Annotated in this window: 17 protein-coding genes; 13 read left to right on the forward strand and 4 right to left on the reverse strand. The window is 71.0% G+C overall.

The window, feature by feature from the left end; genetic code table 11:
• Positions 1 to 39: 39 nt before the first annotated feature.
• Genes ABZ622_RS11925 through ABZ622_RS11935 form a run of 3 tightly spaced genes read left to right on the forward strand, consistent with a single transcriptional unit; the run spans position 40 to position 4095 of the window.
• Positions 40 to 1620 carry an AMP-binding protein gene (locus ABZ622_RS11925; protein WP_360542215.1) on the forward strand — a complete coding sequence of 527 codons (1581 nt, stop codon included), beginning with the start codon at positions 40 to 42 and terminating at the stop codon, positions 1618 to 1620.
• Between the two features lie 53 nt (positions 1621 to 1673).
• Positions 1674 to 2873: an acyl-CoA dehydrogenase family protein gene (locus ABZ622_RS11930; RefSeq protein WP_360542216.1), complete on the forward strand. Its 1200-nt coding sequence runs from the start codon at positions 1674 to 1676 to the stop codon at positions 2871 to 2873.
• Between the two features lie 58 nt (positions 2874 to 2931).
• Positions 2932 to 4095 carry a CoA transferase gene (locus ABZ622_RS11935; RefSeq protein WP_360542217.1) on the forward strand — a complete coding sequence of 388 codons (1164 nt, stop codon included), beginning with the start codon at positions 2932 to 2934 and terminating at the stop codon, positions 4093 to 4095.
• 54 nt (positions 4096 to 4149) lie between these two features.
• On the opposite strand, the gene ABZ622_RS11940 is transcribed toward ABZ622_RS11935, so the two are convergent.
• The gene (locus tag ABZ622_RS11940; protein WP_360542218.1) at positions 4150 to 4359 is read right to left on the reverse strand and encodes a hypothetical protein; all 210 of its coding nucleotides are present in this window, start codon (positions 4357 to 4359) and stop codon (positions 4150 to 4152) included.
• 269 nt (positions 4360 to 4628) lie between these two features.
• A complete protein-coding gene (locus ABZ622_RS11945; protein ID WP_360542322.1) occupies positions 4629 to 5543 on the reverse strand; it encodes an aminoglycoside phosphotransferase family protein in 915 nt (304 codons plus the stop codon).
• 238 nt (positions 5544 to 5781) lie between these two features.
• Between ABZ622_RS11945 and argC the strand changes: the two genes are divergently transcribed.
• From argC to ABZ622_RS11970, 5 genes are read left to right on the forward strand one after another with little or no spacing between them, the layout of a single operon-like run.
• Positions 5782 to 6810 (forward strand): N-acetyl-gamma-glutamyl-phosphate reductase, encoded by a 1029-nt coding sequence (argC, locus tag ABZ622_RS11950; RefSeq protein ID WP_360542219.1) that lies wholly within the window; start codon positions 5782 to 5784, stop codon positions 6808 to 6810.
• Positions 6807 to 7961, forward strand: a complete 1155-nt coding sequence (argJ, locus tag ABZ622_RS11955) for a bifunctional glutamate N-acetyltransferase/amino-acid acetyltransferase ArgJ (protein WP_360542220.1) — start codon at positions 6807 to 6809, stop codon at positions 7959 to 7961. Before argC ends, argJ begins: the two co-directional genes overlap by 4 nt.
• Positions 7958 to 8872, forward strand: coding sequence for an acetylglutamate kinase (gene argB / locus ABZ622_RS11960; protein ID WP_360542221.1), 915 nt, complete (start codon positions 7958 to 7960; stop codon positions 8870 to 8872). Before argJ ends, argB begins: the two co-directional genes overlap by 4 nt.
• The gene (locus ABZ622_RS11965; protein ID WP_360542222.1) at positions 8869 to 10065 is read left to right on the forward strand and encodes an acetylornithine transaminase; all 1197 of its coding nucleotides are present in this window, start codon (positions 8869 to 8871) and stop codon (positions 10063 to 10065) included. Before argB ends, ABZ622_RS11965 begins: the two co-directional genes overlap by 4 nt.
• Positions 10066 to 10075: 10 nt before the next feature.
• Entirely contained in the window at positions 10076 to 10612 is a 537-nt protein-coding gene (locus ABZ622_RS11970; RefSeq protein WP_093541137.1) for an arginine repressor, read from the forward strand.
• A gap of 21 nt (positions 10613 to 10633) precedes the next feature.
• Here ABZ622_RS11970 and ABZ622_RS11975 read toward each other — a convergent pair whose 3' ends face one another.
• Positions 10634 to 11335, reverse strand: a complete 702-nt coding sequence (locus ABZ622_RS11975) for a L,D-transpeptidase family protein (protein ID WP_360542223.1) — start codon at positions 11333 to 11335, stop codon at positions 10634 to 10636.
• A 55-nt stretch (positions 11336 to 11390) separates the two neighbouring features.
• Positions 11391 to 11990, reverse strand: a complete 600-nt coding sequence (locus tag ABZ622_RS11980; protein WP_360542224.1) for a pyridoxamine 5'-phosphate oxidase family protein — start codon at positions 11988 to 11990, stop codon at positions 11391 to 11393.
• 264 nt (positions 11991 to 12254) lie between these two features.
• Between ABZ622_RS11980 and argH the strand changes: the two genes are divergently transcribed.
• From argH to ABZ622_RS12005, 5 genes are all read left to right on the forward strand, one after another.
• Positions 12255 to 13688: an argininosuccinate lyase gene (gene argH / locus ABZ622_RS11985; RefSeq protein ID WP_360542225.1), complete on the forward strand. Its 1434-nt coding sequence runs from the start codon at positions 12255 to 12257 to the stop codon at positions 13686 to 13688.
• 144 nt (positions 13689 to 13832) lie between these two features.
• Positions 13833 to 14804 carry an aldo/keto reductase gene (locus ABZ622_RS11990; RefSeq protein WP_360542226.1) on the forward strand — a complete coding sequence of 324 codons (972 nt, stop codon included), beginning with the start codon at positions 13833 to 13835 and terminating at the stop codon, positions 14802 to 14804.
• Positions 14805 to 14888: 84 nt separating this feature from the next.
• Entirely contained in the window at positions 14889 to 15788 is a 900-nt protein-coding gene (locus ABZ622_RS11995) for a sigma-70 family RNA polymerase sigma factor (RefSeq protein WP_360542227.1), read from the forward strand.
• A gap of 54 nt (positions 15789 to 15842) precedes the next feature.
• Positions 15843 to 16394 carry a TetR/AcrR family transcriptional regulator gene (locus ABZ622_RS12000; RefSeq protein WP_259930964.1) on the forward strand — a complete coding sequence of 184 codons (552 nt, stop codon included), beginning with the start codon at positions 15843 to 15845 and terminating at the stop codon, positions 16392 to 16394.
• Entirely contained in the window at positions 16391 to 17935 is a 1545-nt protein-coding gene (locus ABZ622_RS12005; protein WP_360542228.1) for an MFS transporter, read from the forward strand. Before ABZ622_RS12000 ends, ABZ622_RS12005 begins: the two co-directional genes overlap by 4 nt.
• Positions 17936 to 18001: the final 66 nt, after the last annotated feature.

Here is an 18001-nt window from a genome sequence, read left to right on the forward strand (position 1 = left end):
TGTATTCAATCAGTTGGACTGTAAGGCTGGAGATCGTCGATGAACCTCGGTACCTACCTCACCCGCAGCGCCTGCTACTGGCCCGACGCCACCGCCCTGGTCTGCGGTGAGCGTTCATGGACGTACACGGAGCTGGACAGCGCGGCCAACCGTCTCGCCTCGGCCCTGACCGCCCGCGGACTGCGCCCCGGCGACGCGGTCGCCTCCCTGGCCTGGAACCGCGGGGAGCTGGTCGAGGTCGAATTCGCCCTCTACAAGGCCGGACTGGTGCGTGCGCCGATCAACGCCCGGCTGGGGCGCGGCGAGATCGAGCACATCCTCCGGTACGCGCCGGTGCGCGTCCTCGTGTTCGACGCGGCGCACCGGGAGGACGCGCTGGCCGCCATCGAGGCCTCGGGCACCGGCTGTCTCCCCGTGCTCCTGGAGGACGGTCCGGACCCGGCCACGACACCGGGCGATGCCGCGGTCCTCGGCTACCGGGCGCTGCTCGGCGAGGGGGATGCCGCCCCGGTCGCCGTCGATGTGGACGAGGACGCTCCGTGCGTCCTGAACTTCACCTCCGGATCCACCGGGGCACTGAAGGCGGCCGTGCAGACCTTCGGCAATCGCCTCGCCAACATGCGCAAACTGCTGATGAGCGACGAGTCCCGCCCCCGCCCCGGCACCCGCTACCTCGCCTGCGGCCCGATCACCCACGCCACCGGCATGACCCTGCTGGCCAACGTCTTCGCCGGGGCGGCCACCCACGTACTGCCGGCCTGGAGCGCCGAGGCGTTCGTGGACACGGTGGAGAAGGAACGCATCACCGCGACGTTCCTCGTCCCCGCCATGGTCAACATGGTGCTCGCCCACCCGGCCGCGGCCGTGCGGGACCTCTCCAGCCTGACCGGCGTACGCGTGGGCGGCGCACCCATCTCGCCCCAGCGCCTGCGCGACGCCGTGCGGTTCTTCGGCCCGGTCGTGGCGCAGGGCTACGGCCTGGGCGAGACCACCAGCGTGGTGGCGGGACTGAGCAGCCAGGAGATCGCCCACGCCGTCGCGGACGACCCCGAACTGCTCCAGTCCTGCGGACGGGCGACGTACGACACCGAGGTCCGGATCGTCGACGAGGCCGGCCGGCCGCTGGCGCCCCGCGAGGTCGGTGAACTCATCGTCCGCGGCCCCGACTGCGTACGCGAGTACTGGCAGGAGCCCGAGCTGTCGGCGCAGACCTTCCGTGACGGCTGGGTCCACACCGGCGATCTCGCCTGGATGCGCGAGGACGGCTATCTGTTCCTCGTCGACCGCAAGAAGGACATGATCATCTCCGGCGGGTTCAACATCTACTCCACCGAGGTCGAGGCCGCCCTGTACGAACACCCCGGTGTCCAGGAAGCCTGCGTCATCGGTGTGCCCGACGAGACGTGGGGCGAAGCGGTCAAGGCAGTCATCGTGCCCCGCCCCGGCCATGCGCCGAGCGCCGACGAGATCACCGCGTTCTGCGTCGAGCGGCTCGACCGCTTCAAGAAGCCCAGGTCCGTCGAGTTCGTCGCGGAGCTGCCCCACAACCGCAACGGAAAACTCGACCGCAAGGCCGTGCGCGAACCGTTCTGGGCCGATGCCGACCGCCGCGTGAACTGACGGCCGCGCGAACCGACCCCACCACCCCCTCGACCGGTAAGGACCTCCACGACATGACCTTCTCCCTGCGCCCCACCTACGACGACGACCCCCGGCTCGCCGACCTCGTCGGCCGACTGCGCGACTACCTGGACGGCGAACTGGCCGACTACGAGCGCGAGCGAGGCATCACCTACGAGAGCCGCCTCACCCGCGCCGACCTCGAACCCGTCTGGCGGCGCAGCCGCGAACTGGGCTTCTACGGCATCCATCTGCCCGAGCAGTACGGCGGACAGAACCTCTCGCACACCGCGCTGGCGGCCCTGAAGGAGGAGATCGGGGCCTGCGGGCGGGTGCTCGGACACAGTGTGCTCGGCGACATGGGCGGACCGCTGCGCGCCGGCGACATCATGCGGCACGCCACCGAGCACCAGCTGAACACGTATCTGCTGCCCCTGGTGCGCGGCGAGCGCGCCTGTTGCTTCTCGCTGACCGAGACCGACGCCGGCTCCGACGTCCGGTCCATGCGCACCACCGCCGTCCGCGACGGCGACGGCTACCGCCTGAGCGGCCACAAGGTCTTCAGCTCCGCAGGCCCGTTCGCCGACTTCGCCATCGTCGTGGCCCGGATGGCGGGGACCGGTGAACAGGAGGGCGAGAAGCCGGCCTTCTCCGCCTTCCTCGTCGACCTGGACAGCCCCGGCTGCAAGGTGCTCGACGGCGCCACTCCCATGTCCGGCGAGCACATCGAGAGCGACATCCTCCTGGACGACTGCCACGTACCCGCCCGGAACCTCCTGGGTGAGGAGGGCAAGGGCATGCGGATCGCGCTCGGCCGCGTCACCACCAACCGGCTCCTGCACTGCCCCACCGTCATCGGCGCCACCCGCCGCGCCCTCGACCTCACCCTGGAGCGCACCCGCACCCGCAAGGTCGCGGGCGGGCAGCCTCTGCTGGCCCTCCAGTCGATCCAGCACAAGGTCGCCGACATGGCCACCGAGCTGTACGCGGCCCGTTCCATGACCTACGCCGCGCTCGCCGCCCTCGACCGGGGGAACGACGTACGTGTCGAGGCGTTCATGAGCAAGCTGTTCGTCGCCGAGTCCGCCTTCCGCATCCTCGACCAGGCCGTCCAGATCCACGGCAAGGAAGGCCTCACCCAGGGCAACGAGATCGAGTTCCTGTTCCGCAAGATCCGTATGTTCCGCATCCTGACCGGCACCTCCGAGATCCAGCGCAACGGCATCGCCCACGGCCTCGCCTTCATGGTCTGACCCCGCCCCCGCCCACCCATCGCGAGACGGCCCTCACACCGCAGGACAGGTGCACCCGATGACAACCCCCGCCCACCCTGCAGCCCCCGCCTGGTCGTCGCTGACCGGCAAGCGCATCCTCGACCTCTCCCGGCTGCTGCCGGGCCCCTACGCCACGTCCATGCTCGCCGACCTCGGAGCCGACGTCATCAAGGTCGAATCCCCGCCCACCGGCGACCCGTTGAGGATCGCCCCCGATCTCTTCGACGCGCTCAACCGCAACAAGCGGTCGATCACCCTCGACCTGCGCGACGAGGACGGCCGGAACACCTTCCTGGACCTGGTGCGTACCGCCGACGCCGTGGTGGAGAGCTTCCGACCCGGCGTCCTCGACGGGATGGGCCTGGGCTTCGCCGCCCTCCACGAGGCCAATCCGCGCCTCGTGCTGTGCTCGCTCAGTGGCTACGGGCAGAGCGGGCCCTACGCGCAGAAGCCCGGCCACGAGCTCAACTTCCTCGGTCTGTCCGGCTTCTTCACCGTCCCCGGACGGCTCGACGGCGAGATCACCCGCCCCGGCGTCCGGATCGGCGACATGGCCGGAGCCATGCACGCGGCCCTCGCCCTGACCGCCGCCCTCGGCAACGACACCCAGGGCCAGCACATCGATGTGTCCCTCAGCGAATCCATCACCGCCTGGTGCTCCCTCTTCGCACTGCCGCTGCGCGACATCCCCGATCCCCTCGAAGCGGGCCTGGTGCAGGGTGACAACGACACCTTCACCACGGCGGACGGGCGCCGCCTCTCCCTCGCCACGTTCGAGGACAAGTTCTGGCAGACCTTCCGCACCGAACTGGCCGACGAATTCCCGGAGCTGGACACCGCCGCGTACGACCGGCGCGCCGACCGCACCGCCGCGAGGCGGGCCGTGAGCGACCTGCTGAACGGAGTGTTCCTGGCGCGTGACCACGCCTGGTGGCAGGAGCGCCTCGATGCCCTCAATGCCCCCTGGGCCCCGGTCCTCACCACTCCCGGTGAGCTCCTGGCCGACCCCCACACCACCGCCCGGCAGCTGTTCAGCACCCCCGACGGCCCCACCGCCTGCCCACAGGCCCGCTTCCCGGTGACCTTCGGCGCCGGCCTCGAGACCTTCCGCGCCCCGGCCCCGGCCCTGGGCGAACACACCGAGGAACTGCTCGCCCGACTTCCCGCCGAACGACGCTCGGCACCCCCGGACCCGCGGTGACGACCGGCCTCCGCCCACTCACCCGGGCGACCTGCGGAGCGCCGGGCCGCCCTCTCACGCCTCTTCGACACCGATGCGCGTGCGGTGGTGGCGAGGAGTGTCGATCTCGTCGAGCAGGGCGACCGCGAAGGCGCGGTAGGTGATCCTGTCGGCCATGGCGACGTCGGCGGTGGAGTACCGGCCGGTGCCCGCACCCGCACGATCGAAGTCACCGGCCGGACTGACGACCAGCCGGTCCGGCGCGGTGGCCGAGGCGCGGAGCACAGCCGTCCCGGCCGCATGCCCCGGACAGAAGGGCCGGTACTCCTGCGGAAAGCCGTGCTTCGTACAAGCTTCGAAAGATGCCGCTCAACGCCCGCGGCGGCGGCGCATGCGTCCCGCAGGGCTGCCGGTCCACCTGACGAACACGGCTTCGTCGTCGCCCGACCGTGGTGACCGAGAATCCCGGTCGGCGAATCTGGGTCCGGGCCATGCAGGTCGGACGGGCCCGGAGAATTCTTGGTCGGCGGATCCTGAGAGGGATGGCCGGCAGATCACGACCTCGGATGCTCACTGTGTGTGGCGGTGGTGGGCGGCCCCGAAGCCCCGATGGGCGTCGAACGTGGCCTGTTCACTGTGTCGAGAGTCGGCCAAGGAGGCCCCTCGCGCAGCAGGCGCAGGAATTCCTCTCCGAATCGCCTCCCATTCGGAAACTGGTCGCCGAGCTCCCAGCGCCACGCGGCGACCATCGCGATGACGAGCTGCCGACACTCGTCCAGCAGCCCTTGGTCAACGCTTGGGTAGTGCTCGCAGACCGCCTCGGGAACATGGGCGAGATCGAACTCGACGGGTCCGCGGCAGCATGTCTCCAGGTCGATGAACAACGGGCCGTTCTTCGTGCTGAGCACATTGCCTGGATGCGGCTCGCCGTGGAGCAGCTGCTCCACGGCGCCGCGGTCGTCGATCGCACGTCGCAGGCCTGCCAGCCTGCCGCTGAGGAACACGCGGTCCGCGTCGGCGAGCTCCGGCGAGCGGTCCGGGTCGGCGACAACTTCTTCCGCCTCCGTGATCCGGTCGGTGAACCTCGGGCTCGGCACATCGACCTTGCGCATGCCGACGTGCAGCTGCTCCAGCGCCTCGGCGTAGTCGACTGGTGAGATGTGAGGTGTCACGGGCTCGTAGTAGGTCCACAGTGTCACCGCGAAGCCGTCGCGCGTGTACACCCGCGGGTCCGCCCGAGGCTCCAAGGGGCACACCGGGCATCCGGCCTCGATGAGCCGCTGCGCGAGATCTACTTCGAACTCTGCAACCTCTTGTCCCACCGGGGCGACCCGGGCGAAGACGTCGCATGGCGTCAGTCGCAGTGCCAGCTTGTTCGAGTTGTGGAGAACGATTGCATCGTCGGCCGGCAGGCCGAGCGATGCGGCGACCGAAGTCGCAGCCGTGATCGCACGCGTGACGTCGGTCATGTCCACCCCCGAATCTTGGCATGGATGAGCGAGGGCGGGGCCAAGCAGTGTGGCCGGGTGCCGACTATCGTGGCTCGGCGCATCACGACGCAGCGTCACGAGACCGAGGTCCGCCGACGGAAAGTCTCATCCGCCGACCAGGAGTCGCGGTCACGACCGTTGCGGCCGGCCAGCCCGTAAAGCTTTGCATAAAAGTGCAGTGATGCGTATAGTCATGCCATCGACGAGGAGGATTTCGATGGTGGTACGTGCGGCAGTGGCAGGGGCGAGCGGATACGCCGGTGGGGAGCTGCTCCGTCTCCTGCTGGTTCACCCCCAGGTTGAGATCGGGGCACTCACGGCCAACTCCAACGCGGGGCAGAAGCTCGGTGCGCTCCAACCGCACCTGCGGCCGCTCGCCGGCCGGGTGCTCCAGCCGACCACCGCCGAGGTCCTCGCCGGGCACGACGTCGTCTTCCTCGCCCTCCCGCACGGACAGTCGGCCGCCGTCGCCGAGCAGCTCGGCGACGAGGTGCTGGTCGTCGACATGGGGGCCGACTTCCGGCTCAAGGACGCCGCGGACTGGGAGAAGTTCTACGGTTCTCCGCACGCGGGTACCTGGCCCTACGGCCTGCCCGAACTGCCGGGTGCGCGTGCGGCACTTGCCGGTTCCAAGCGTATCGCCGTGCCCGGCTGCTACCCGACCGCCGTCTCGCTCGCGCTCTTCCCGGCGTACGCGGCCCAGTTGGCCGAGCCCGAGGCCGTGATCGTCGCCGCGTCCGGGACTTCGGGGGCGGGCAAGGCGGCCAAGCCGCATCTGCTCGGCTCCGAGGTGATGGGCAACATGTCGCCGTACGGCGTCGGCGGGGGCCACCGGCACACCCCGGAGATGATCCAGAACCTCAGCGCGGCGGCCGGTGAACCGGTCACCGTCTCCTTCACACCGACCCTGGCGCCGATGCCCCGCGGCATCCTCGCCACCTGCAGCGCGAAGGCGAAGCCCGGTGTGAGCGCCGAGTCGGTCCGTGAGGTGTACGAGAAGGCGTTCGCGGACGAGCCCTTCGTCGAGCTGCTCCCCGAGGGGCAGTGGCCCGCCACCGCGGCCGTCCACGGTTCCAACGCCGTACAGATCCAGGTCGCCCACGACGAGGCGGCCGGCCGGATCATCGTGATCAGCGCCATCGACAACCTCGCCAAGGGCACCGCCGGCGGCGCCCTGCAGAGCATGAACATCGCCCTCGGACTTCCCGAGGACACAGGTCTTTCCACGATCGGAGTCGCACCGTGAGCGTCACGGCAGCACAGGGGTTCTCCGCGGCGGGCATCGCCGCGGGAATCAAGGAGAGCGGTAACCCCGACCTGGCCCTCGTGGTCAACCACGGTCCGCGTCGCGCCGCCGCGGGCGTCTTCACCTCCAACCGCGTCAAGGCCGCCCCCGTCCTCTGGTCCGAGCAGGTGCTCAAGGGCGGCGAGGTCACCGCCGTCGTCCTCAACTCCGGTGGTGCCAACGCCTGTACGGGCCCCAAGGGCTTCCAGGACACCCACGCCACCGCCGAGAAGGCCGCCGAGGTGCTCACCGGCCACAACGCCGGTGAGATCGCGGTCGCGTCGACCGGGCTGATCGGCACGCTGCTCCCGATGGACAAGCTGCTGCCCGGCATCGAGACGGCCGCCGCCGCCCTCAGCGAGCACGGCGGCGAGAAGGCCGCCATCGCGATCAAGACCACCGACACCGTCCACAAGACCGCCGTCGCGGGCGGCGAGGGCTGGACCGTCGGCGGTATGGCCAAGGGCGCGGGCATGCTCGCCCCGGGCCTCGCCACCATGCTGGTCGTCCTCACCACCGACGCCGACGTGGACGCCGCCGGACTGGACTCCGCGCTGCGCGCCGCCACCCGCACCACCTTCGACCGGGTCGACTCCGACGGCTGCATGTCGACCAACGACACCGTGCTGCTGCTGGCCTCCGGGGCGAGCGGAACCACCCCGGAGCAGGGCGAGTTCGCCGAGGCCGTACGTACCGTCTGCGCCGACCTCGCCCGGCAGCTGATCGGTGACGCCGAGGGCGCCTCCAAGGACATCCGGATCGAGGTCATCAACGCCGCGACCGAGGACGACGCCGTCGAGGTGGGCCGCTCCATCGCCCGTAACAACCTCCTCAAGTGCGCCATCCACGGCGAGGACCCCAACTGGGGCCGGGTGCTCTCCGCGATCGGTACGACGAAGGCCGCCTTCGAGCCCGACCAGCTGAACGTCGCCATCAACGACGTCTGGGTCTGCAAGAACGGCGGCGTCGGCGAGGACCGCGACCTGGTCGACATGCGCTACCGCGAGGTCAGGATCACCGCCGACCTCGCCGCCGGCACCGAGTCCGCCGTCATCTGGGCCAACGACCTCACCGCGGACTACGTCCACGAGAACAGCGCGTACAGCTCATGAGTGCGGCGCGGAAGCACACCGCACTCCCGAAGGCGCAGATCCTCATCGAGGCACTGCCCTGGCTGACCCGGCACAACGGCAAGACCGTCGTCATCAAGTTCGGCGGCAACGCCATGATCGACGAGGAGCTGAAGGCCGCCTTCGCCCAGGACGTCGTGTTCCTGCGCCAGGCCGGCCTCAAGCCCGTCGTCGTGCACGGCGGCGGCCCGCAGATCAGCGCCCAGCTCGACAAGCAGGGCCTGGTCAGCGAGTTCAAGGCGGGCCTGCGCGTCACCACGCCCGAGGCGATGGACGTCGTACGGATGGTGCTCGCCGGACAGGTCCAGCGCGAGCTCGTCGGCCTGCTCAACCAGCACGGTCCGCTCGCCGTCGGCATGACCGGCGAGGACGCGCACACGATCACCGCCACCCAGCACCGGCCGACCATCGACGGTGAGATCGTCGACATCGGCCGGGTCGGCGAGATCACCGCCATCGACACCGGGGCGATCCAGGCGCTGCTGGACGACGGCCGGATCCCGGTCATCTCCTCCATCGCCCGTTCCGCCGACGACAACCACGTCTACAACGTCAACGCCGACACCGCGGCCGCGGCACTCGCCGCCGCGCTGAACGCCGAGACGCTGATGGTCCTCACCGATGTCGAGGGTCTCTACGAGGACTGGCCCAACAGCGACGACGTGATCAGCCGGCTCACCGCCACCGAGCTGGAGAAGCTGCTGCCCGAGCTGTCCAGCGGCATGGTGCCGAAGATGCAGGGCTGCCTGCACGCCGTGCGCAACGGCGTCGAGACCGCCCGCGTGATCGACGGCCGGGTCCAGCACTCGATCCTGCTGGAGATCTTCACCGACGAAGGAATCGGCACGATGGTCGTGCCCGACGCACAGCCCGACGCGCAGGGGGAGTCATGAGCAACCAGGAACTCGCACAGCGCTGGGGCCACGCGCTGATGGACAACTACGGAACCCCGCAGCTGTCCCTGGTCCGCGGCGAGGGCGCCCGGGTGTGGGACGCCGACGGCACCGAGTACCTCGACTTCGTCGGCGGCATCGCGGTGAACGCGCTGGGCCACGCCCACCCCGCCGTCGTCGAGGCAGTCTCCACCCAGATCGCCTCGCTCGGCCATGTCTCCAACCTCTTCATCGCCGAGCCGCCCGTCGCGCTCGCCGAACGGCTGCTCCAGCTCTTCGGCCGCACCGGCCGCGTCTACTTCGCCAACTCGGGCGCCGAGGCCAACGAAGCCGCCTTCAAGATCGGCCGGCTGACCGGGCGCACCCACATGGTCGCCACCGACGGCGGCTTCCACGGCCGGACCATGGGCGCGCTCGCGCTGACCGGCCAGCCCAAGAAGCGCGAACCGTTCCTTCCGCTGCCCGGTGACGTCACGCATGTCCCGTACGGCGACGCGGACGCCCTGCGGGCCGCCGTGACCACCGACACCGCACTGGTGATCATCGAGCCGATCCAGGGCGAGAACGGTGTGGTCGTACCGCCCGCCGGGTATCTGGAGGCGGCCCGGGAGATCACCCGCGCCACCGGCACCCTGCTGGTGCTCGACGAGGTGCAGACCGGCATCGGCCGCTGCGGCCAGTGGTTCGAGCACCAGGCCCACCAGGGCATCGAGCCCGATGTCGTCACCCTCGCCAAGGGACTGGGCGGCGGACTGCCGATCGGCGCGACCGTGGCCTTCGGCCCGGCCGCCGAGCTCCTGAAGCCGGGCCAGCACGGCACGACGTTCGGCGGCAACCCGATCGCCTGCGCCGCCGGTCTCGCCGTCCTGGACACCCTGGCCGCCGACGGCGCCCTGGACCGGGTGAAGCGGCTCGGCGAGAGGATCCGGGACGGCGTGGAGGGCCTTGGCCACCCGCTGGTCTCCCACGTCAGGGGCTCCGGACTGCTGCTGGGTATCGTGCTCACCGAACCGCTCGCACCCCAGGTGCAACAGGCGGCTCAGGGAGCCGGACTCCTGGTGAACGCGCCCGCCCCCGATGTCCTGCGGCTCATGCCGCCGCTGATCATCGGCGACGCGGAAGTGGACGCGTTGCTCCGGGCACTGCCCGGCGCTCTCGACGCGGCACAAGGGGACGGACGATCCGGAGAATGAGGCGACGACGATGACCGAGGCGCAGGAAACCGAGCACGGCGGGCCGTCCGTGCCGCAGACCCGCACCGCACGCCACCGCCGGATCGTGGACATCCTGAACCGGCAGCCGGTGCGCTCGCAGAGCCAGCTGGCCAAGCTCCTCGCCGACGACGGGCTGAGCGTCACCCAGGCGACGCTCTCCCGCGACCTGGACGAGCTGGGCGCGGTGAAGATCCGCAACACCGGCGGCGAGCTGATCTACGCGGTGCCGAGCGAGGGCGGATTCCGTACTCCGCAGGCGCCGCTGGGCGGGTCCGCGAAGGAGGAGCGGATGCGGCGGCTCTCCGCCGAACTGCTCATCTCGGCGGAGGCGTCGGCCAACCTCGTGGTGCTGCGCACCCCGCCGGGCGCGGCCCAGTTCCTCGCCTCGGCCATCGACCAGGCCGAACTGCACGACATCCTCGGCACCATCGCGGGCGACGACACCCTGATGCTGATCAGCCGCGACCCGGCGGGCGGCCAGGCGCTCGCCGACCATCTGCTGCGGCTGGCGCAGAACGAGCGCTGAGCGGACCGGGGCCGGGCCGCGTCAGTAGCGGGTGATCGCGGTCCGGCCCGACCCGGTCCCGATCGCGATGTGCGGTCGGCGGACCGGGTCGATCCAGTCGAGGATCCGGTCCATCGCGGCCGCCGGTACGGAGACGCAGCCGGCGGTCGAGCCCCGCCCGTCGACATGGAGGAAGATCCCGGCACCGCGCCCGCGCACCGGCCGTTCGTAGTTGAAGCCGATGACGAGGGCGCGGGCGTACTGCGTCGGATAGTCGGTCAGGTGCTCCGCCTCGCCCGCCCGGCAGTCCTCGGGCCGTGGCTCCACCCAGCGGTTGTAGGCTCGCGCCGCGTTGTCCTGGCACCACCACGAGCGGGTGTTGACCCGGCGGTAGGGGTGGACGGTGCCGGCCGGTGCGGGCCCGATGCCGAAGGCGTACGGCAGGTCGTACAGGCCGGTGGGGGTGGTGTTCGTGCCCTGCCTGCGCGACGCTCCCTCGGCCAGGCCCTTCGCGCCGAAACGGGCGGGGGCGGACCCGGCCCTCACCCAGGTGCCCCGGCGCAGGGTCCACCAGGTGACGGTGCCGGTGGTGGAGCCCTCGGCCGGGGCCTCGGCCGTGATCAGCTGGGTGCCGCCGCCGGTGTCGGCCATCCGGTCCGGGAGCGGCGGGGCGGCGGCGGGCCGGGCCGCGACGGAGCCCGCCAGCGCGAGCAGTACCGAGAGGGTCACCAGGGATCTGCGCATGCCCGGACGGTAGGCGCTCGGGCCGGGCGCCACCCGCCGGTCTGCTCCGTACGGCTCAATCGCCTTCCGCCCGCGGCATGGCCGGCAGCGGGAGCGGCAGCCCCGGGAGCCCGTCGATGCTCGTCGCGATGTGCTCCTTCTTCTCGAAGTAGGCGCCGAGCGAGGCATCGTCCTCGCGGGCGAAGCGCCGGGCGTGCAGCGGGCGGTCCTCGTCGTACGACATGAACGGCACCGCGAATCCGCAGGTGTCCCGGATGAGGTCGGCCCGCACCACGATGACGGCGCGCAGTCCGTGGGCGGCGGGATCCACCCGGGGGAAGTGTCCGAGCAGTTCGACGAACCGGGGATCGTCCCGGAAGACCGGCTCGCCGCGGCCGTGCACCCGCACGATGTTCGGCGGCCCCTGGAAGGCGCACCACATCAGGGTGATCCGGCCGTTCTCGCGGAGATGGGCGACGGTCTCGGCATTGCTGCCCGCGAAGTCCAGATAGGCCACGGTCAGCTCGTCGATGACGGCGAACGAACCGCTGACGCCCTTGGGGGAGAGGTTGACCGTGCCCTCGCCGTCCAGGGGCGCCGTCGCCGTGAAGAAGATGTGCTGCTCTTCGATGAAGGTCCGGATCCGCCCGTCGATGCGTTCATATGTTTTCCCCATGGCTGCCATTGTCGTCGCCGACTCCGGTACCGACGAGGTGATTTCACCTGGCGGGACGCCCGGTTGCCCGGCGGGGCGGTGGGGGAGCGGCGCATATCTTTGACAAAACATACGGAGGTCTGCATAGTTATACCCATCACTCGGGCGGCGCGACGGCGAAGCGTGACCTCGCCCGACCCCCAGTAGTTACGTCACCGCCTCTCCGGCCCTGCGCGCGGGGAGGCGGCCGCACCCCCATCACCCTGTTCTTCCGAGGAGCACGCAGTGAGCAACGGCAACGGCAACAGCGACGTACGCCTCTGGGGCGCCCGCTTCGCCGACGGTCCGGCCGAGGCGCTGGCCAAGCTGTCCGCCTCCGTCCACTTCGACTGGCGGCTCGCGCCGTACGACATCGCCGGTTCCCGCGCCCACGCGCGTGTCCTGAACAAGGCGGGTCTGCTCACCGAGGACGAGCTGAGCCGCATGACCGCCGGTCTCGACCGGCTCGAAGCCGATGTCGCCGACGGCTCCTTCACCGGCACCATCGCCGACGAGGACGTCCACACCGCGCTGGAGCGCGGGCTGCTGGAGCGCCTCGGCCCCGACCTCGGCGGCAAGCTGCGGGCCGGCCGGTCCCGCAACGACCAGATCGCCACGCTCTTCCGGATGTACCTGCGCGACCACGCCCGGATCATCGGCGGCCTGATCGCCGACCTCCAGGGTGCGCTGGTCGGCCTCGCCGAGGCCCACCCGGACGTCGCGATGCCCGGCCGTACGCACCTCCAGCACGCCCAGCCGGTGCTCTTCGCCCACCACGTCCTGGCCCATGTGCAGTCCCTGTCCCGGGACGCCGAGCGGCTGCGCCAGTGGGACGAGCGGACCGCCGTCTCGCCGTACGGCTCCGGCGCCCTCGCCGGTTCGTCCCTCGGTCTCGACCCGGAGTCGGTCGCCGCCGACCTCGGCTTCGAGCACGGCTCCGTCGCCAACTCCATCGACGGAACGGCCTCCCGCGACTTCGTCGCCGAGTTCGCCTTCATCACCGCGATGATCGGCGTGAACCTCTCCCGGATCGCGGAGGAGGTCATCATCTGGAACACGAAGGAGTTCTCCTTCGTCACCCTGCACGACGCCTTCTCCACCGGCTCCTCGATCATGCCGCAGAAGAAGAACCCGGACATCGCCGAGCTGGCCCGCGGCAAGTCCGGCCGGCTGATCGGCAACCTGACCGGCCTGCTGGCCACGCTGAAGGCCCTCCCGCTCGCGTACAACCGCGACCTCCAGGAGGACAAGGAGCCGGTCTTCGACTCCTGCGATCAGCTGGAAGTCCTGCTGCCCGCCTTCACCGGCATGATGGCCACCCTCACCGTCCACCGCGAGCGCATGGAGGAGCTGGCCCCGGCCGGCTTCTCGCTCGCCACCGACATCGCCGAGTGGCTGGTCAAGCAGGGCGTGCCGTTCCGGGTCGCCCACGAGGTCGCCGGTGAGTGCGTCAAGGAGTGCGAGCAGCACGGCATCGAGCTCGACGAGCTGACCGACGAGCAGTTCGCCAAGATCTCCGAGCACCTCACCCCCGAGGTCCGCACGGTCCTCAACGTGGCCGGCGCCCTCGCCTCCCGCAGCGGCCGCGGCGGCACGGCCCCGTCGGCCGTGGCCGTCCAGCTAGCCGAGGTGAAGTCCGACCTCGCCACCCAGCAGGCGTGGGCCACCGCGAAGAGCTGACCCGGGGACCGGAACCGCCCGGAAGGCGGGGAGCGCACGTACGCTCCCCGCCTTCGGGTTTCGGTGGGCTGGGTTACGTTGACGGGGAGCGCACCCGGCCGAGGAGTCGACGTGGAGCGCACCCGACCGAGGAGGAGTTCCACGATGCCTTTCGCCCGGCTGGCCACAGCGACGACTCCGACCGCCCACATCGGGCTCGGCCTGGCGGCGGTCGGCAGGCCCGGCTACATCAATCTCCACCGCGACCGCGATCTGCCCGACGACCGCAGCGTCCGGGCGATGCGCGCCCGCACCCACGAACTGCTGGACGCCGCCTACGCACAGGGCGTCCGCTACTTCGACGCGGCCCGCTCCTACGGCCGCTCCGAGGAGTTCCTGGCCGACTGGCTGGCGGCCCACCCGGAGGCGGACGACGTCGTCATCGGCAGCAAATGGGGCTACACCTACACGGCCGCCTGGAGCGTCGAGGCCGAGGCGCACGAGGTCAAGGACCACGGCCTCGCCACGTTCCTGCGCCAGCGGGCCGAGACCGACGCGCTGCTCGGCGACCGCCTCGACCTCTACCAGATCCACTCGGTCACCGCCGACAGTCCGGCCCTCACGGACAAGGAGCTGCACGAACGGCTGGCCGCGCTCGCCGCCGAAGGGGTCAGCGTCGGCCTCTCCACCAGCGGGCCCGCCCAGGCCGACGCGATCCGGGCCGCCCTCACCGTCACCGTGGACGGCGAGCCGCTCTTCCGTACCGTCCAGGCCACCTACAACGCCCTGGAGACCTCGGCCGGGACGGCGCTCGCCGAGGCACATGCCGCCGGACTCACCGTGATCGTCAAGGAAGCCATGGCCAACGGGCGGCTCGCCGGGACGGAGGCCCCCGCCGTGGTCCAGGAGATCGCCGCCGACGCCGGGCTCGGCAGCGACGCGGTCGCCCTCGCCCTGGTGCTGCACCAGCCCTGGGCCGGGGTGGTGCTCTCCGGCGCGGCGACCGTGGGCCAGCTCGCCGGAAACCTGCACGCGGCCGTCGTCGATCTCGACGAGGAGCGGCGCGCCCGGCTCGGCGCGCTGGTGGAGGAGCCCGAGGCCTACTGGCGGCACCGCGCCGGACTGCGCTGGAGCTGACCGGGAAGCCGCGCGGGCCGTCCGTCACATCGACGGGGTTCCGTACGTCAGTGCTGTGACGGAACACGACGGAGGTATGTGGCTGTGGACGGACATGAGTTCCTGGCGGAGCGCTTCGAGGAGAACCGGAGCCGGCTGAAGGCCGTGGCCTACCGGATGCTCGGCTCGACGAGCGAGGCGGAGGACGCCGTTCAGGAGGCCTGGATCCGGCTCGGCCGTTCCGACGACCGGGCGATCGAGAACCTGGGCGGCTGGCTGACGACGGTCGTCGGACGGGTGTGCCTGGACATGCTCCGCTCGCGCCGATCCCGCCGCGAGGAGCCGCTCGGCACCGGCGCACCCGAGGAGCCCGCCCCGGGCCCGGAGCTCGGCGGCCGGCCGGAGGCCGACCCCGAGCAGCAGGCGCTGATGGCCGACTCGGTCGGTCTGGCGATGCTCGTCGTGCTCGAAACGCTGGACCCCGCCGAGCGGCTCGCCTTCGTGCTGCACGACATGTTCGCCGTGCCGTTCGACGAGATCGCCGGCGTCGTGGACCGCACCCCGGCGGCGGCCCGGCAGCTCGCCAGCCGGGCGCGGCGCCGGGTGCAGGGCGCGGACCCGGTTCCGGACCCGGATCTCGCCCGCAAGCGCGAGGTCGTCAACGCCTTCCTGGCCGCCGCCCGGGACGGTGAATTCGAGGCCCTGCTGTCCGTGCTCGATCCGGACGTGGTGGTGCGGTCCGACATCAGCGCCGGCGGAGCCGGTGCCCCGGGCCTGGTACGGGGTGCGGCGGCCGTGGCCCGTCAGGCGATGATGTTCGCGCCGTTCGCACGCTCGTCCCGGCGGGCCCTGGTCGGCGGGGAACCGGCCGTCATCGCGACGGGCGAGGGCCACCGCTTCTCGGTCATGATCTTCACGGTGGCCCGGGACAGGATCGTCGAGATGTCCGTGATCCGCGACCCGTCCCACCTTCCCGGCCTCGATCTGACGGTCCTCGACGACTGACGGGACCAACGAGCGGCTGAGACGATTATGTCTCATGTGGTCTACAATTGTCTCATGAGTCTCGATCGTGAGCAGGTGCTTCGCAGCGCCGCCGCTCTGCTGACCCGCAAATCGACCGCCACCATGGACGAGGTCGCCAAAGCCGCAGGCATCGGACGCGCCACCCTGCACCGGCACTTCGCCGGACGGGACGCCCTGGTCAGAGCGCTGGAGAACCTGGGCATCCAGGAGTTCGAAGCGGCTCTGGACGCCGCCGCCCTCGACGAGGGCGGCGCGCCGGAGGCACTGCGCCGACTGGTCGCGGCCGTCGAGCCGAGCGCCGGACTGCTCTCCTTCCTCGTCACCGAGAACCAGCTCTTCGAGGGCGAAGAGGTGAACGAGGGCTGGAGCCGCCTCGACGCCCGGGTCTCCGCCCTGTTCAGACGGGGCCAGGAGCGTGGTGAATTCCGCATCGACCTGACCCCGGCCTGGCTGACCGAGGCCTTCTACGGGCTCGTCTCCAGCGGCGCCTGGGCCGTCCAGGACGGCCGGGTCGCGAGCCAGGACTTCCAGTACATGATCGTCGAGTTGCTGCTCGGCGGCGCACGCCGGAGCGTGGAGCAATGAGCCGTATCGAACAGCGCGTGGAATCGCCGGACGAACTGCACCGTCCCGGGCGGTGGATCGCCCTGTCCGTGCTCGTCCTCGCGGTGCTGCTCGTGGCGATCGACGCCACCGTCCTGGGCCTCGCCACCCCGTTCCTCACCGAGGACCTCGAACCGACCGGCACCCAGCTCCTGTGGATCGGTGACGTCTACTCCTTCGTCATCGCCGGACTCCTGGTCTCGATGGGCAGCCTCGGCGACCGCATCGGCCGCAAGAAGCTGCTGCTGTGCGGCGCGACGGCGTTCGGCGCGGTCTCCGTGCTCAACGCCTACGCGCACACCCCCGAGATGATGATCCTGGCGCGGGCGCTGCTCGGTGTCGCGGGCGCCACCCTGATGCCGTCCACCCTCGCCCTGATCCGGAACCTCTTCCACGACCCGCGCGAGCGCAGCCTCGCCATCGGGATCTGGGGAGCGATGGCCTCCGCCGGGGCGGCCGTCGGCCCCGTGGTCGGCGGACTGCTGCTGGAGCACTTCTGGTGGGGCTCGGTCTTCCTGATCAACCTGCCGGTCATGGCGGTCCTCGTGGTCGTCGGCGCGAAGATGATCCCCGAGTCCAGGAACCCGGCCCACGGCCCCTGGGACCTGGCCAGTGTCGGGCTCTCCTTCATCGGCATGATCGGCGTCGTGTACGCCATCAAGGAACTCGCGGCACACGGTCCGGGCTGGGGGAACATCGCCGCGGGCATCGGCGGTGTGCTCGCGCTCTGCTGGTTCGTACGCAGGCAACTCACACTGCCGGCACCCCTGCTGGACATGCGGCTCTTCCACCACCGGGGCTTCTCCGGCGCCGTACTCGCCGACCTGCTGACCATCCTCGGCCTGTCCGGACTGGTCTTCTTCCTCTCCCAGTTCCTCCAACTGGTCCAGGGACGTGGGCCGCTGGAGGCCGGTCTCGCCGAACTGCCCGCGGCGGTCGGCGCGGTCGTCGCCGGTCTGATCGCGGGCCGGGCGGCCCGCCGCTTCTCGGTGCGCTCGGTGGTGACCGGCGGTCTCGCGGCGATCGGCCTGGCGCTCGCCGCGGTCACCCTGATCCACAGGGAAACCGCCTACCCGCTGCTCGGCGCGGTGCTGCTGGTCGTCGGCGTGGGCGCGGGCCTCGCCTTCACCGTCACCTCCGACGTGATCCTCTCCAGCGTCCCGAAGGAGCAGGCGGGCTCCGCCGGCGCGGTCTCCGAGACGGCGTACGAACTCGGCGCGGCCCTCGGCATCGCCCTGCTCGGCTCCATCGTCACCGGCGTCTACCAGAATTTCGACACCCCCCACGGAGTCCCGCCGGGCCCCGCGGCCGCGGCCCACGAATCGCTGGGCGGCGCCGTCGAGGCGGCCCACGGTCTGCCGGCCCAGCAGGGGCAGGCACTGGTCTCCGCGGCGCAGGAGTCGTTCGTCGAAGGGCTGGGGTTCGCCGCGGGCGTCGGCGCGGCGGTCCTGCTGGCGACGGCCGTCGCCGCCTGGTTCCTGCTGCGCGGCCAGAAACTGGAGGACGGCATCGTGCACCAGTAGCCGGCCCGGGCAGCGACGGCACGCGGAAGGGCCCGTACCCACCGATCGGGGGGTACGGGCCCTTCC

It is taken from the genome of Streptomyces sp. NPDC007164 (assembly GCF_040634135.1).
GTDB classification, from domain to species: Bacteria; Actinomycetota; Actinomycetes; order Streptomycetales; family Streptomycetaceae; genus Streptomyces; species Streptomyces sanglieri.